This is a genomic window from Streptomyces sp. NBC_01017 (assembly GCF_045162795.1).
GTDB classification, from domain to species: Bacteria; Actinomycetota; Actinomycetes; order Streptomycetales; family Streptomycetaceae; genus Streptomyces; species Streptomyces machairae.
In genome coordinates, this window is record NZ_CP108683.1 from 9256334 (window position 1) to 9270301 (window position 13968).

At 71.7% G+C, this 13968-nt stretch carries 11 protein-coding genes, 1 pseudogene and 1 riboswitch; of the genes and pseudogenes, 9 read left to right on the plus strand and 3 right to left on the minus strand.

Going from position 1 to position 13968, the window contains the following annotated elements:
• The first annotated feature begins 5 nt into the window (after positions 1–5).
• The 5 genes from OG331_RS42425 to OG331_RS42445 all read left to right on the plus strand — a co-directional run bounded on the left by OG331_RS42425 (position 6) and on the right by OG331_RS42445 (position 5958).
• Positions 6–230 (plus strand): hypothetical protein, encoded by a 225-nt coding sequence (locus OG331_RS42425; protein ID WP_406207119.1) that lies wholly within the window; start codon positions 6–8, stop codon positions 228–230.
• Positions 231–342: 112 nt separating this feature from the next.
• The gene (locus OG331_RS42430) at positions 343–1701 is read left to right on the plus strand and encodes an MFS transporter (protein WP_406207121.1); all 1359 of its coding nucleotides are present in this window, start codon (positions 343–345) and stop codon (positions 1699–1701) included.
• A 13-nt stretch (positions 1702–1714) separates the two neighbouring features.
• Positions 1715–3541, plus strand: a complete 1827-nt coding sequence (gene asnB / locus OG331_RS42435) for an asparagine synthase (glutamine-hydrolyzing) (protein WP_406207124.1) — start codon at positions 1715–1717, stop codon at positions 3539–3541.
• 12 nt (positions 3542–3553) lie between these two features.
• Positions 3554–4816 (plus strand): cytochrome P450, encoded by a 1263-nt coding sequence (locus OG331_RS42440; RefSeq protein ID WP_406207127.1) that lies wholly within the window; start codon positions 3554–3556, stop codon positions 4814–4816.
• A 170-nt stretch (positions 4817–4986) separates the two neighbouring features.
• A complete protein-coding gene (locus tag OG331_RS42445; protein ID WP_406210668.1) occupies positions 4987–5958 on the plus strand; it encodes an L-tyrosine/L-tryptophan isonitrile synthase family protein in 972 nt (323 codons plus the stop codon).
• Here OG331_RS42445 and OG331_RS42450 read toward each other — a convergent pair.
• The 3 genes from OG331_RS42450 to OG331_RS42460 are packed head-to-tail and all read right to left on the minus strand — an operon-like array spanning position 5928 to position 8774.
• Complete coding sequence (locus OG331_RS42450; protein WP_406207129.1) at positions 5928–6926, minus strand: ABC transporter substrate-binding protein; 999 nt, start codon at positions 6924–6926, stop codon at positions 5928–5930. The two genes, OG331_RS42445 and OG331_RS42450, sit on opposite strands and share 31 nt — an antisense overlap.
• A gap of 25 nt (positions 6927–6951) precedes the next feature.
• Positions 6952–7719, minus strand: a complete 768-nt coding sequence (locus OG331_RS42455; RefSeq protein WP_406207132.1) for an ABC transporter ATP-binding protein — start codon at positions 7717–7719, stop codon at positions 6952–6954.
• 2 nt (positions 7720–7721) lie between these two features.
• The gene (locus OG331_RS42460) at positions 7722–8774 is read right to left on the minus strand and encodes a FecCD family ABC transporter permease (protein WP_406210672.1); all 1053 of its coding nucleotides are present in this window, start codon (positions 8772–8774) and stop codon (positions 7722–7724) included.
• Between the two features lie 154 nt (positions 8775–8928).
• A riboswitch (cobalamin riboswitch) is annotated at positions 8929–9012 on the minus strand.
• Positions 9013–9138: 126 nt separating this feature from the next.
• Between OG331_RS42460 and OG331_RS42465 the strand changes: the two genes are divergently transcribed.
• The 4 genes and pseudogenes from OG331_RS42465 to OG331_RS42480 all read left to right on the plus strand — a co-directional run bounded on the left by OG331_RS42465 (position 9139) and on the right by OG331_RS42480 (position 13933).
• Positions 9139–9864: an ankyrin repeat domain-containing protein gene (locus tag OG331_RS42465; protein ID WP_406207135.1), complete on the plus strand. Its 726-nt coding sequence runs from the start codon at positions 9139–9141 to the stop codon at positions 9862–9864.
• 223 nt (positions 9865–10087) lie between these two features.
• Positions 10088–11485, plus strand: a complete 1398-nt coding sequence (locus tag OG331_RS42470) for an FAD-binding oxidoreductase (RefSeq protein ID WP_406207138.1) — start codon at positions 10088–10090, stop codon at positions 11483–11485.
• A 105-nt stretch (positions 11486–11590) separates the two neighbouring features.
• A pseudogene (locus OG331_RS42475) lies at positions 11591–12255 on the plus strand (cytochrome P450); the annotation flags it as partial.
• Positions 12256–12454: 199 nt separating this feature from the next.
• A complete protein-coding gene (locus OG331_RS42480; RefSeq protein ID WP_406210675.1) occupies positions 12455–13933 on the plus strand; it encodes an MFS transporter in 1479 nt (492 codons plus the stop codon).
• The last annotated feature ends 35 nt before the right edge of the window (positions 13934–13968 follow it).

Below are 13968 nucleotides of genomic sequence, written 5' to 3' on the forward strand. Positions count from 1 at the left end.
GAACTATGAGCGACATCGAAGGCATTGCCGGCCTGGACCCGGTGGCCACCTTCTGCGGCAACTGCGACTGCGGCTGTCCGCAACTCTTCGTCGACCCCGCCGCCCCGGCCGAGCGCCGGGTGATCCTCACGGACGACTTCGGGCAGCGGGTGCAGATGAGCGCGGACCAGTTCTCGTCGCTGGTCGCGGAGGCCAAGTCCGGCAAGCTGGACGGCCTCGCCACGAACTGATTCTGTATTTCATCATATTTCCGGCCACGCTCGGGAACTCGGCCCCATGTGCTCCCGACCTCTGGAACGAGGCTGCTGACCGCAGCCGACCGTGAGGGGGAGGGGCGCGAGAGTGAAGGACCGCTGGGTTCTCGTGGCCGTGGCGGGCGCGCTGTCGTTCGTGGCGATGCTCGACATGAACATCGTCAACGTGGCACTGGCAGACATCGCCGAGGGCCTCAACGTCTCGGCCGCCACGGCACAGTGGGCGGCGCTGGGCTACCAACTCCCGGTCGTCGCCCTGCTGTTGCCGGTCGGCCGGTGGCTGGACGGCGCGGGCACGCGGCCCGCGCTGCTGGCGGCCACCGTCGGATTCGCGCTGTGCAGCGCCCTGGCCGCCCTGTCTCCCTGGGCGGCCTGGCTGATCGCGGCCCGGATCGGCCAGGGCGCCTGCGGGGCCGTGCTGTTCGTGCTGATGCCGGTACTGGTGATCCGTGCCGTACGGCCCGCAGCGCGCGCCCGTGCCATGAGCGTGCCCGCGACGCTCGGCCCGCTCGGCGCCGTGACCGGCCCCGCGGTGGGCGGGCTGCTGCTGGACCACCTGGGCTGGCGCTGGGTCTTCCTGGTCAAGATCCCGTTCTGTCTGCTGGCGTTGATCGTGGCCTGGAGGGCGATGCCCGAGGACGGGAGGATGCGCGTGCCCGGTCGACGGGCCCTGGCTGACGCGTCGGCGGTGGCCGGTGGGTTGGCAGCGCTGCTGCTCGCCCTGACTCTGGGGTCCGGGGAGCCGCCGTGGTTCCTGCTCGCGGTGGCCGCCGTGCCGCCGCTGTGGTGGTGGCTGCGCGGACCGGGCGGGCGTCCGGTGACGGGCGTCCTGCGGGCGGCGGGGCTGTTCCGGGCACACGGCTCGGTGCTGACGCTGGCGGCCGGGTTCGCCGCCATGCACTACGTCGTCGCCCTGCACCTCCGGCGTGACGACGGCATCAGCGCCACCGCGACCGGACTGACCGTGCTCGCCTTCCCGCTCGGCATGGCGCTGGCCGGGCCCCTGGGCGGACGGCTCGCCGACCGGTACGGCCTGCGACGGGTCGCGGTCACCGGCGCCTCCCTCACCGCGGCCGGGCTCCTGCTGCTGATCCCGCTCGGCGATGCCTGGTCCCCGCCCGAGGTGGCGTGGCGGCTGGCGCTGGCCGGCGTCGGCATGGGCCTCAACGGCGGCCCGACCCAGGCTCTGGTCATGGGCGCAGCCCCGGCGGAGCGCACCGCCACCGTCGGCTCGACCGTGCAGGTCGCCCGCGGCCTCGGCTTCACCCTGGGCCCCGCCCTGGCCACCGCCGCCTGGGCCCTCGCCGGCTCCGGCCCCGGCGACGGGGCGCGGGCCGGGCTGGCTCTCGCCGCCGTGGCCGCCTGTCTCGCCGTACCGCTGCTCGCCCTGCCCGGCCGACGGAACGCCGCCGTGCCCGAGCGCACCACCGACACCGTCTCGACCTGATCCAGGAGTCCCCATGTGCGGAATCACCGGCTGGGCGTCCTTTCACCAGGACGCCCGCAGCCAGGCCCCGGTCATCGAGGCCATGACCGCCGAGCTCACCCGGCGCGGCCCCGACGCCGGGGGCGTATGGCTGGGCGAGCGTGCCGCGATCGGCCACCGCCGCCTGGCGGTCATCGACCTCGAAGGCGGCGTACAGCCGATGACCGACCGGCCGAGCGAGCCGACGGCCGTGCTGAGTCACAGCGGTGAGATCTACAACCACCACGAACTGCGCGCCGAACTCCGAGGCCGCGGGCACGTGTTCCGCACCCGCAGCGACACGGAGGTCGTGCTGCGTGCCTACGCCGAGTGGGGCGAAGCGGTGGCCGAGCACCTGGACGGCATGTTCGCGTTCGCCGTCTGGGACGAGCGCGCCGAGCGGCTGCTGCTCGTCCGCGACCGGCTCGGCGTGAAACCGCTGTTCTGGGCGGCCGTCGACGGAGGCCTGGCCTTCGCCTCCGAGCCCAAGGCGCTTTTCCGGCACCCCGAGATACGGCCCCGGGTGGACGCGGACGGACTGCGGGAGGCGTACAGCCTGCTGTTCAACACCGGGCCGACGGTGTGGTCCGGTGTACGGGAGGTCGAGCCGGGCGGGCTGCTCGTCCTGGACCGCGACGGCATCCGCGAGCGCCGCTACTGGCAGCTGGAGGCCGGTGCCCACACCGATGACCGGGACGCGGCCATCGCACGCGTCCACGACCTGGTGAGCACCGCCGCCCGCAGCCGGCTCGAAGCCGACGTCCCCCTGTGCAGCCTCCTCTCCGGCGGCATCGACTCCACCGTCCTGACAGCCCTGCTCGCCGACGAACTCCGACTGCGCGAGGGGCCCGACGCCCGTATCCGCTCCTACGCCGTCGACTACAGCGACCAGGCCGAGCAGTTCACCGGCGACGTCCTGCGCACCGGCCACGACACCCCGTACGCCATCGAGGCCGGAGCCTTCATCGGCACCGACCACAGCACGGTCGTACTCGACCCGCGTGCGCTGCTCGACCCCGAGCACCGCAAGGCCGTGGTCGTCGCCCGTGACTCGCCGATCGGCGTCGGAGACATGGACACCTCGCTGTACCTGCTGTTCGGGGAGATACGGCGGCACTCCACCGTCGCCCTGTCCGGCGAGGCCGCCGACGAGGTCTTCGGCGGCTACCCCTGGTTCCACAACCCCAGGGCGCTGGCCGCCGCCACCTTCCCCTGGCTGCTGGTGACCGGCGACGAGGCGGCCATGCCGCTCAACCCCGAACTCGACCTGCGCATCGGCGAGTTCCGCGACGACACCTACCGCGACGCACTGGCCGCCGTCCCGCACCTCGACGGCGAAACCCCCACCGAGCATCGGCAACGCGAGATGCAGCACCTGTCCCTGACCCGCTGGCTGCGTCAACTCCTGCACCGCAAGGACCGGTTGAGCATGGCCCAGGGGCTGGAGGTCCGCGTCCCCTACTGCGACCACCGGCTCGTCCAGTACGCCTTCGACACGCCCTGGGCGCTGAAGAGCTTCGACGGCCGCGAGAAGAGCCTGCTGCGCGCCGCCGGAGCGGGACTGGCTCCCGACTCGGTACTGCAGCGTCCCAAGAACCACTACCCGGCCACGCACCACCCCGACTACAACCGCGGCCTGCAGGACCTGGCCCGCGACGCCCTGTCCGTCGAGCAGGTCCGGGCGCTGGCCGACGAGACCCGCATCAAGCCCTGCCTCGACACCCCGCCCGAGCACCTGGAGTGGGGCCACCGCCTCCGCCTCGAACGCGTCGTCGACCTCGCCCTGTGGCTGGACCACCACCAGCCCGAACTCGCCCTCTGAGGAGCCTCATCCATGACCATCCAGGAGCCCCTTCCGGCCGTGGACGCGCAGCCGCTCACCGACCCGGTCCCGCTGAAGGGGTGCCCGTACAAGGCCGACCCCTATCCGTTGTACGAGCGGATGCGCGAGGCCGGGCCGGTCCACCGGGTCCTCTTCCCCAGCGGCGTACAGGCCTGGCTCGTCACCGGGTACGACGCCGCGCTCGCCGCGCTGAACGACGACCGGCTCGGCAAGAACCACGACCGGGGCAACGACCGCTGGCGGGCCCGCGCCTCGATCATGCCCGAGCCGCAGCACTCGCAGCTCCAGGTCCATCTCCTCCACCAGGACCCGCCGAAGCACACGCACATGCGGCGCTTCGTGACGGACGCCTTCACGCCACGCCGAGTCGAACAACTCTGGCCCCGGTTGCAGGAGTTGGCCGACGCGCTCGTCGACGCGCTCCCGGAGGCCGGGCCCGCCGACCTCGTGGCCGGCTTCGCCGCTCACTTCCCGTTCCGGGTCCTCGCCGAAGTCATCGGCCTGCCGGGGGAGTTGGCCGCGGGCTTCGACCGCGACTGGGGCAAGGTCGTCCAGCCGGTGGGGCCGACGGACCCGGGGCGCCCGCTGTACGAAGCCCGACTGAAGGGGCTGCAGAACTACATCGCCGAGGTCGTCGCCCACAAGCGGGAACACGCGGACGACGACCTGCTCAGCCGCCTTGTCGTGGCCCGTGACCAGGGAGAACTGTCCCAGGAAGAGCTGGACTCGATGATCTTCCAGCTGCTGGTCGCCGGTCAGGAACCGGTCACGAACCAGATCACGACGGCCCTGATCGCCCTGTTCCGCCACCCCGACCAGCTCGACCGGCTGCGCGACGATCCCGCCCTCATGCCTCGCGCGGTCGAGGAACTCCTGCGCCACGACAGTGCCTTCGAGCTGACCACCTGGCGCTTCTTCGACCAGGACAGCGACCTGCACGGCACCGGGATCCCGGCCGGCGACTCCGTGATCGTCTCCCTGTGCGCGGCCAACCGCGATCCGCGCCGCTTCGACGACCCCGACGCACTCGACCTGGACCGCTCGCCCAACCCCCACCTCGCCTTCGGCCACGGCATCCACTTCTGCCCCGGCGCCGCCCTGGCCCGCGCCGAACTCCGGATCGCCCTCGCCACCCTGCTGCGACGCCTGCCCGGGCTGCACCTCGCCATCGGCGACGAGGACATCGAGTGGATCCCGGCCGTCCTGGGCCGCGGCACCAACCGCCTGCCCGTCGGCTACGACCGACGGCTGTGAAGCCGATCCCCGGCCGACGGCTGTGAAGCCGATCCGCGGCCGACGGCTGTGAAGCCGATCCGCGGCCGACGGCTGTGAAGCCGATCTCCGGCTGAGCCGAGCCCCCACCGACAGCGCCTCACCCGCCAAGGCGCCCTTCCGCCATGCCCGCACGCCCCCGGAGGAACGACATGCCGCTGATGACCGCTCCGGACACAGCGCCCACGACCATCGGCGCCGAGATCCTGAACCTGCTCCTGCCGCACCACCGCACGACCGACCCGAACCGCGCCTCGGCCGAGGACTTCCCGCATCAACTGCACCGGATCGCGGACTTCGTCAGGGAGGGTGCCCCCGTCGTCCTCACCCTGCCCGGCTTCCCGTGCAAGTCGCCCAACCCCGCCAAGACCCTGGGGCACCTCCCCGACATGGGCGAACGCCTCTCCCTCACCTTCCTCGACTCACTGTGCAGCGAGATCGAGAAGATCCACCCGCCCGGCGCCCGCGTCGTCATCTGCTCCGACGGCCATGTCTTCGGTGATCTGATCGGCGTGCCCGATGACCCAATCGACGCCTACGCCGACGAACTGAGGGCGCTCATCGGCCGGTTGGACCTGACGCGCCTCTCCGTCTTCGACCTGCGCGACGTCCTCGGCGACCTCCCCCACGACGCCAAACGCGCCCACGTCCACGACCGCTACGCCCCCACCCTGGACGCCCTGCGCGCCGAGGTCCGCGCCGACGCCCCCACCCTCGCGCTCTACCGCGGTATCACCCGCTTCCTCGTCGACGACACCGCCGGCTTCACCGGCACCCGTTCCGCCCTCCAACGCGAGTGCCGGAGGCGGGCATACGGCGTCATCCAGCGCAGCCGGGCCTGGGGCGAGCTGATCGCCGAGCATCACCCGCACGCCGTACGCCTGTCGATCCATCCCCAGCCGGTCGGCGCCGCCAAGTTCGGCATCCGCCTCCTCGACGCCCCCGACGCCTGGACCACCCCGTGGCACTCCGCCGCCCTGCGCGAGCAGGACGGCAGCTGGACCCTGATGCCGCGGGCCCGCGCCCAGCGGCTCGGCCGCATGGTCCACCGCGACGGCAGACCTAGCCACTTCGAGCGGTCACGCGACGACGGTCAGCGCTCCTTGGCCACGTTGCGCAGATAGGTGCCGAGCCGGGCGATGGCCGACGGATTGCGGGGGCTCTCGACCAGGTCGACGTAGTCGAGGACGAAGATCCTCTTGTGCTTGACGGCGGAGACGTTGCGCAGGGGCGCGTAGGAGAGCAGGAACTTCCTCTTCTGCTCGGCGCTGACGTTTCCGTAGTCACAGATCACGATGACGTCCGGGTTGCGCTGGACGACGCTCTCCCAGCCCACGGTGGTCCAGGAGTCCTGGAGGTCGTGCATGACGTTGACGCCGCCGGCCGCGCTGATGATCTGCTCCGGGGCGGCGTAGCGGCCGGAGGTGAACGGCTGGTCCTGTCCGCTGTCGTACAGGAACACCTTCGGCCGGTCGGCCGGCTCGGGTGCCTTCGCCCGCACATCGGCGATCTGCCTCTTGAAGCCGGCGATCAGCGTGGCGGCCCGCTTCTCGACGCCGAACAGCTTCCCGAGGTTGGTCAGGTCGGCGTACAGGGCGTCCAGGGGCGGCATGATGCCGCGCGCGGTCTCCGTACGGCCGTTGTGGCAGGACTCCGTGAGGACGTACGACGGGATGCCGAGCTTCTTCAGGGCGTCGGGCGTGAAGCCGCCGTCCTCACGGAAGCCGTAGTTCCAGCCGGCGAAGACGAGGTCGGCGCGGGCGTCGACGACGTTCTCCTTGGTGAGCTGGTCCTTGGAGAGCCACGTGACCTTGTCGTAGCCGTCCTTCCACGGCACGGAGCTCAGATCGCCCTTGTCGTCGGGCATGGCGAACCCGGCCATGCGGTCCTCCAGGCCGAGGGCGAACATCAGCTCGGTGATGCCGACGTCGTTGGTGACGACGCGCTCGGGGACCTTGTCGTAGGTGACCTTGCGGCCGCAGTTGGTGAGAGTGACGGAGGCGGACTTCGCGTCCGTGGACGACTCGACGTTCGCACCGCAGCCGGTGGCGGCGGCCGCGAGGCAGAGGGCCGCGGCGAGCAACTTGCGCATGGGGTCCTCACTGGGATTCACAGGGTCACTGGACGGGCTGGAGGAGATCGAAAAGGAGCTGGAGCGCGCCCGTTTCCGGGTGCCGCACCTGATGGGCGCGCACCCCGAACACCTCGGCGAGCAGGGCAGGCCGGAGCACATCGTGCGGAGGCCCGCAGGCCACGATCCGGCCGCCGTCGATGACGTACAGGACGTCGCAGTGCGCGGCGGCCAGATTGAGGTCGTGCAGCGCGGCGAGGACGGTGAGACCGCTGCCGCGCACCAGCGCGAGCACGTCCAACTGGTGCGCGATGTCCAGGTGGTTGGTGGGTTCGTCCAGGACCAGTACCCGCGGCTGCTGGGCGAGTGCGCGGGCGATCAGGACACGCTGCTTCTCACCGCCGGACAGGGTGAGGAACCCCCGGTCGGCGAGATGCGTGACGCCGGTGCGGGTCATGGCCTCGTCGCACAGGGCGCGGTCCCGTGCGGCCGTGCGGCTTCGGTGCGGCAGGCGTCCCATCGCGACCACTTCGGCGACGGTGAAGTCGAACTCGGCGGACGACTCCTGCGGCAGCGCCGCCAGTTCCCGCGCGGTGGCCCGCGGATCCATCGCGTGCAGGTCGGTCCCGTCGAGGCGGACGACTCCCCGGGCCGGGCGCAACGCCCGGTACACGCAGCGCAGCAACGACGACTTGCCGCTCCCATTGGGGCCGACGAGCCCGACGAACGCGCCACTGTCCGCGGCGATTCGGACGTCCTCGACGAGCCGGACACCGGCGGCCTCGACCGTCACGTCCTCGATGTCGAGCCTCATCGTCACCGGCCTCCGAACGCGTAGCCGCCCCGGCGCATCAGCAGCAGGAAGGCAGGGACTCCGACCACGGCGGTGATCACGCCGACGGGCAGTTCGGCGGGGGCGAGCAGCAGCCGTGACAGCAGGTCCGCCCACACCAGCAGCACGGCTCCGGCGAGCGGCGCCACGGCCAGCACCCGCCGGTGATCGGCGCCGACCAGCATCCGTACGACATGCGGCACCATCAGTCCGACGAACCCGATGGCGCCGCTGACCGCGACCACCGTGCCGGTCACGGCCGCGGTGACGAGGAACAACTCCCTGCGCAGCCGTGCCGGTCGGACGCCGAGCGCGGCGGACGTCTCGTCCCCCATCGCGAGGGCGTTGAGCGCCTCGGCCCGCCATCGCAGCCACACCCACCCGGCCGCCACGGTCACCGCGGCCGGCGGCACCTGGGCCCAGGTCGCCCCGCCCAGGCTCCCCAGCAGCCACATCATCGCCGAGCGGGCCGCCTCGCCCCGGGCCGCGCCGAACACCATGACGGTGGTGACGGCTTCGAAGCCGTACGCCAGTGCCGTCCCGGTCAGGATCAGCCGCAGCGGGGTGAGCCCGTGCGGCGACCGGGCCACCGCGTACACCAGCGCCATCGCCGCGAGCGCCGACGCGAAGGCGGACAGCGACAGCGCCCAGACCCCGAGCCCCGCGAACGCGCCGAGCAGGATCACGGCGTTGGCGCCCACCGCGGCGCCGGAGGAGATGCCGAGCACGAACGGGTCGGCGAGTGCGTTGCGCACCATCGCCTGCACCGCCACGCCGACGGCCGCGAGCCCGGCTCCGACGACCGCGCCGAGCACGACGCGCGGCAGCCGGATCTCCCAGACGATCGTGTACGCGGCGACGTCCTGGCTGTCGATGGTCCCGCCGGTCAGCCCGGCACCGAGCAGCCGCAGGACCTCGCCCCACCCGATCCCGGCGGCTCCGAGCCCCACACCGCACAGGAGCGAGACGAGCAGGAGTATGACCAGGCCGGGGACGAGGGACACCACGGACAGCCGTGACGGACCGGATCTCGGTATGGGTGTCCGGGGCGGACTTCGGTGCACGGGCGGGCGGTCCTTCGCCTGGGGCCGCCTGTGAACGTCGAGCAGGGAGGCAGCCCGTACGACCGTGCCGGCCGCGCGGTCCCCTCTCGCAGTCCGCGGCGAGCAGTCAACGGGTCGCACCCACCACGGGCAATCGGGCTCACGCGACGGACCGCACAGGTCCCCACGCACACCGTTGCGGGTCAGCGCCGGACTCTCACCGGACTTCCCCCGCGGGAGGCCCGGGGAGCGTAACAGAGGGGTGTCGGGGAGCTGCGGGGCAGGGCCGCCGTGCGGTGCCGCCGGAGGCGTTGTCAGTCGGCCGTGTTATGCAGGTGGGGACCTGGGAGGTGACCCGATGTTGATCGATACGACCGCTCCGCTGGCCCGTGCTTCCGTCGAAGCGATCCGGACCGGCAACGTGGCGGCGTTGCAGGACCTGCTCACCGCGCATCCGGGACTGGCGACGGCGCGGGTGGGCAACATGAAGAGCACCCGGACCCTGCTGCACGTCGCCACCGACTGGCCCGGCCACGTGCCGGGCGGTCCCCGCACGGTGACCGTGCTGGTCGACGCGGGCGCGGACGTCAACGCCCGGTTCACCGGCGCGCACCGCGAGACCCCGCTGCACTGGGCGGCCAGCAGCGACGACGTGCCCGTCCTCGACACCCTCCTCGACCTGGGCGCGGACATCGAGGCGGACGGCGGGGTGATCGGCGACGGCACGCCGCTGGCGGACGCGGTGGCCTTCGGGCAGTGGCAGAGCGCACGGCGGCTGGTGGCACGCGGCGCCCGCGCCAACCTGTGGCAGGCCGCCGCCCTCGGCGAGGCCGACCGGGTAGCCGCGTGCTTCACGTCCGAGTCCGAGCCGCCGGCCGCGCAGGACATCACCGCCGCCTTGTGGTGTGCCTGCCATGGCGGACAGCAGGGGATGGCCGACTACCTGCTGCGACGCGGCGGTGACGTCAACTGGGTCGGCTACGACCGGCTGACCCCGCTGGACGCCGCCGAGCGCTCGGGCCACCCCACGCTGGTCGCCTGGCTGCGCGATCAAGGGGCGAGGTCCGCCGAGGAGTTGGTCTGACACCGGGCGGACCGACACCGGGCGGACGAGAAAACCTACGCCTGCCGCCGACATGCGGCCGTCCACGGCTGGGTGAAGACTGGGATGTGGCGGGGCCCATGCGTCCTGCCGACATCGACACGAGGTGCGAACGGACCCGCGCACCACGCCCCCGCTGCCCGCCCGGACGTCAAGCGCCGTCATCCGTCCGCGGCTCACCGTAGCCACACAGAGGGGTCCGGCCATGGGCGGCATCAACGGAACGGCACTCGAAGGTCTGCGTGAGGCAGTGCGGGGGCCCGTCATCACGGAGCAGGACCCGGGCTACGACGCGGCCCGCAGCATCTACAACGCCATGATCGACCGGCGCCCCGCGGCCTTCGCGCAGTGCGTGGACGTGGCGGACGTGCGGGCGGTGCTCTCCTTCGCCAGGGAGACCGGGGTCGAGCTCGCGGTGAAGGGCGGCGGCCACAGCGGACCGGGCCTGTGCCTGGTCGACGACGGGCTCGTCCTCGACCTGTCGACCATGCGCGGGGTGCGCGTCGACCCCGCCGCGATGACGGCACAGGTCGCCGGCGGCGCGCAGCTGGGCGACCTGGACCACGCCGCCCACACCTTCGGTCTGGGTGTGCCGGCCGGCATCATCTCGATGACGGGCGTGGGCGGCCTCACCCTCGGCGGCGGCCACGGCTACCTCACCCGCAAGTACGGCCTGACCATCGACAGCCTCCAGTCCGCCGACGTCGTCCTCGCCGACGGAACGTTCGTCACCGCCTCCGAGGAGGATCACCCGGACCTGTTCTGGGCGCTGCGAGGCGGCGGAGGAAACTTCGGCGTCGTCACGTCGTTCAATTTCCGGCTGCACCCGGTGGACACGGTCGGCGTCGCGGTGACGGTGTGGCCGGTCGACCGCACCCCCGAAGTGCTGCGCTGGTACCGCGAGTTCCTGCCCGCGGCGCCACAGGACCTGTACGGCTTCTTCAGCGTCTTCGTCATACCGCCCGGGCCGCCGTTCCCCGAGCCGATCCACGGGCAGAAGATGTGCGGTGTCGTCTGGTGCTACACCGGTGACATGCAGGGCGACCGCCTGGAGCAGACGCTGACCGCGGTGAACGAACCGGCGCCGCCCGCCTTCCACTTCACCACGCCCATGCCCTACCCCGCGCTGCAGGGCATGTTCGACGAGCTGATCCCCAAGGGCTACCAGTGGTACTGGCGCGGCGACTTCTTCGACTCGATCTCCGACGCCGCGATCGAGGTGCACCACAAGTACGGCGAGAACATCCCGACCGCGCTGTCGCTGATGCACCTGTACCCCGTGGACGCGGCGGCCCACGAGGTCGGCCCCGACGACACGGCCTGGGCCTACCGGGACGCCGTCTGGTCCGGAGTGATCGCCGGAATCGACCCGGACCCCGCCAACGCCGATCTGATCCGGCAGTGGAGCGTCGACTACTGGACCGACCTGCACCCGCACTCCATGGGCGGCTCCTACGTCAACTTCATCGGCGAGGCCGAGAGCACGGACCGTGTCCGGGCCACCTACCGCGGCCACTTCGACCGCCTTGCCGCGACCAAGCACACCTACGACCCGGACAACTTCTTCCACGCCAACCAGAACATCCCGCCGACGGGCGGCTGACGTCCGCCGCCCCCGTCGTGCACCCGTGCGGGACCGCTGGGACAGGGTCCCGAGCGTTGTCGGCTACTGTCTGGTAGTACGCCGGTGCGGGGAGTGTCGGAGGGCGGCGGGACGATGGAATCCCAGGTGGGCGAGGTCATCTCCTCGGACGGCGACGGCGACGGCGACGGCGGCGTGCGCGCCAGCCTGTCCGCCGGGATGATCAGGGAGACCATGAACCGGTGGTCATGCGCAAGCCGCCGCTGGTGAACTTCGTACCGCGCTTCGCCGCCGAGGACACCGCGCTCGGCAACTACACGATCCGCGCGGGCGACCCGGTGTGGGTCTCCTCCGCCGCCGCGCACGCCGACCCGCTCTTCGCCGACCATGTCGCGCAGGGCAGCACGATCAGCACCCGGGCACACCTGTCCTGGGGCGCGGGCCGCCGCCAGTGCCCGGCCCGCGAGCTGGCGTCGACGGTCGCTGCGGTCGGCGTGGGCCGGCTCTTCGAGCGGTTCTCCCATCTGGACCTCGCCCTGCCGGCCGACCAACTCCCGTGGCGCTCCTCGCCGTTCATGCGCGGCCTGCGCTCGCTGCCCGTACGGTACGAACTCGCTGCGACGCCCGAGCGCGGGCCTGCACAGCCGACGGCATCGGGGTCGGCAGCGGGCACGGCGTCCGAGATGGCACCGGCATCGGCATCGGCCGACGCGGTGCTGCCGGACCGGTCGGCACGGCAGCGCTCCTCGCTGTGGCGCTACCTGACGGGCCTGATCCGCGGCGCTCGCTGACCTGCGTGAGTCGCGGGGGGCCCGGCCCGGCCCTGTGATCGACTGGAGGCCCGTCCGGCAGCGGCGTACCGTCGAATGGTGGCGGGAACCAGCCACCGAACCCCCGTCACGGCGCGATGCCATGAGCAATCCCGAGCCGACACCCCAAGCACGGACCACCCCGCAGGACACGGAGCGGAGCGAGGGCCGTGGCAGCGGTATGGCGCTGCTGGTCATCGCCTCGTGCCAGCTGATGGTGGTGCTCGACATCACCATCGTGAACATCGCCCTGCCGGAGATCCAGCGCTCGCTCGACTTCTCCACGACGAGCCTGTCCTGGGTGGTCAACGCCTACACGCTCACCTTCGGCGGACTGCTCCTGCTCGGCGGCAGGATGGGCGACATCCTCGGCAGACGACGCGTGTTCGTCTTCGGCGTGCTGCTCTTCGTCCTCGCCTCGCTGCTGGGCGGACTGTCCCAGAACTCCTGGCAACTCCTCGCCGCCCGCGCCCTGCAGGGTGTCGGCGGCGCCATCGCGTCCCCGACCTCCCTCGCCCTGATCAGTACGACCTTCCGTGAAGGGCCCGAACGCAACCGCGCGTTCGGAGTCTTCGCCGCGGTCTCGGCGGGCGGCGGCGCGATCGGACTGCTGGCGGGCGGCATGCTCGTGGAGTGGCTCAACTGGCGCTGGGTGCTGTTCGTCAACGTGCCCATCGGGCTGCTGATCGTGCTCGCCACCCCGCGCTGGATCCGGGAGTCCGAACGCCACCCCGGGCACTTCGACATCGCCGGCGCGCTGACCTCCACCATCGGCATGGTGCTGCTGGTGTACGGGTTCATCCGGGCCGCGCAGGACGGCTGGCGGGACGCGTTCACCCTGGCCGCGTTCGGGGCGGCCGTCGTCTTCCTGCTGTTGTTCGTCCTGGTCGAACAGCGCTCCAGACAGCCCATCACGCCGCTGCACATGTTCGCCGACCGCAACCGGGCGGGCACGTACGGCATGATGCTGAGCCTGGCCGCCGCGATCTTCGGCATGTTCTTCTTCCTCACGCTCTTCGTGCAGGACGTGCTGAACTTCAGCCCGCTCCAGGCCGGCCTGGCCTTCCTGCCGGTGAGCGCGGTCATCGCGGTGGGCGCGGGGATCGCCTCGCAGCTCCTGCCGAAGTACGGGCCCAAGCCGTTCATGGTGACGGGCGGGATCCTGGCCGCCGCGGGCCTGTCCTGGCTGACCCTGACCGACGTCGACTCCACCTACCTGGGCAGCATCCTGGGCCCGATGCTCGTCTTCAGTCTCGGCATGGGCATGGAGTTCGTGTCCCTGACCCTGATGGCGCTGTCCAACGTGACCACGCGGGAGACGGGCGCGGCCTCCGGACTCCTCAACGCCACCCAGCAGGTCGGAGGCTCCCTAGGACTGTCCATCCTGGTCACCACGTTCGGCACGGCCAGCAGCAACGAAGCCGAAAAACAGATCCCCGCGTTCCTGTCCCAGGCGACCCCACTGGAGCGGCTGCGCTTCGAACGCACCGGGCAGCTGCCGTCGCAGTACGCCGACGAGATCCTCACCTCAGGTGTCTCCGCCGCCTTCATCGTGGCCGCGATCTTCACGGGCATCGCCGCGGTGATCGCCCTCCTCGTCATCCAGGTCCGCCCCTCCGACCTGGAGCGGCTCCGGGGCGGAGGGACGCCGACGCCCTGAACCGGCAGGACGTCCGTCGTTGGCACATCCGTCAC